General features: G+C 47.0%; 1 protein-coding gene. It reads right to left on the reverse strand.

The genetic code is table 11. The features are described 5' to 3' along the window. Positions 1-86: 86 nt before the first annotated feature. Positions 87-1,447 (reverse strand): IS1182 family transposase gene (locus CRG97_RS32805; RefSeq protein ID WP_098749644.1). Its coding sequence is split into 2 segments (ribosomal slippage): positions 87-880 and positions 880-1,447, totalling 1,362 coding nucleotides; the frame shifts between segments, so codons are not numbered across the junction. Positions 1,448-1,557 lie beyond the last annotated feature (110 nt).

Here is a 1,557-nt window from a genome sequence, read left to right on the forward strand (position 1 = left end):
TCAGATTGTCGAGAAACCCTGTGCTTTTTTCAAAGTACAGGGTTTCTCCCTTTTTAAGTGGTCACTTCAAGAGGGAAAATGGGGGATTACCCCCTGTTTTCCAGGCGATCCAGGTGGATCGCTATCTTCTTCATGTTTTGTACGGTTGCCGTCATCAGGGCCTGTTCCCTGACGTTTTGCAACCCGCGCAACCGGCAATAGCGAAACCCATGGAGCTCTTTGGCATCCGCGAAGCTTCGCTCAATCGTTTCTTTTCGTTTACGGTATAAATACTTGCCGGATCGACTGAGCCGGTTGTTTCGCACCCATTCCTTGCTGTCTTCCCAGACATGGCGCGTAACGACCTTCCGGTGATTCCGTGAACGGGTACATTCCTCCAGCATCGGGCAAGTCTTGCAGTGCTTCGGATCCGAGGCATATTGTCGGTATCCTTCTCGATTCGTGGTACGGTACAACAATTCATGCTGGAGCGGACAAATATATCGGTTGCGCTCGGCATCATAGGTAAACTTCCATTTCGGAAATAAGCCTTGGGTCGGATGAAATCTCCGGTGAGCAATCACGCCAAAGATCCCCCGTTCCTGCAATCCTTTGCAGATGGGGGTTGTTAAATAGCCTGAATCCAGGGCAACGGCTTCAACTTCAAAACCAAATCGCTCTCGTTGGCGATCCAATCGCGACAAATACGGTACAGAATCATGAACGTTTCCCGGTGTGACGTGGACATCGGTAATCAGATTGTATTTCAAATCAACGGTCCGGTGATCTAAATAAAAGAATCCTTCAGGTTTACCATCGCGAATCATATAACCGCTATCCGGGTCGGTTTTACTCACTTTGATTTCTTTCTTCTCGACCACATCCTCTCTGGGTTTTAAAGCTTTTTTCCATGCGCCTTCCGGTCGGCTTCTACCGCACCATTAAGTTCGTCCATGTAATCTCGTGTGTTTTGTAGAACCTGCTGCTTGGTGTACTGGTGCTTGTTCGCATTGGCCTTCACATGCGTGGAATCCGAAACCAGGACCCGTCCGCCGACCATGCGGTGCTGGATTGCTTGCAGCACAATCTCATCGAAGATATCTTGAAAGATATTGGTGTCTTTGAAACGAGTCCGTCGGTTCCAGCTAATGGTGGTATGGTCTGGAACTTTGTCGGTCAATCCCAAACCAAGAAACCAACGGTATGCCAGATTCGTCTGAATCTCGCGTTCCAATTGACGCTCCGAACGAATGCCGTAAAAATAACCGAGGAAAATCATCTTAAATAACACGACAGGGTCGATGGCTGGTCGCCCATTATCAACACAGTAAAGCGGACGAACCTTTTCGTCGATGAAAGAGAAATCGATATACTTGTCCACTTTACGAAGCAGATGATCTTGAGGAACCAATTCTTCAATCGAAACAAACTCGTAAGCCTGCTGTTTTTCTCGGTTAGAACGCAACATATTTAACACCCTTCCGAACGGTTTATTTACAAATATTATACAATATTAACGCGGTGTCGTGTTGAATTAAATACACAAAAAATAGCTGTCGAGACTTTCTCGACAGCCTG

It is taken from the genome of Paenibacillus sp. EZ-K15 (assembly GCF_002573715.1).
GTDB lineage: Bacteria > Bacillota > Bacilli > Paenibacillales > Paenibacillaceae > Paenibacillus_AQ.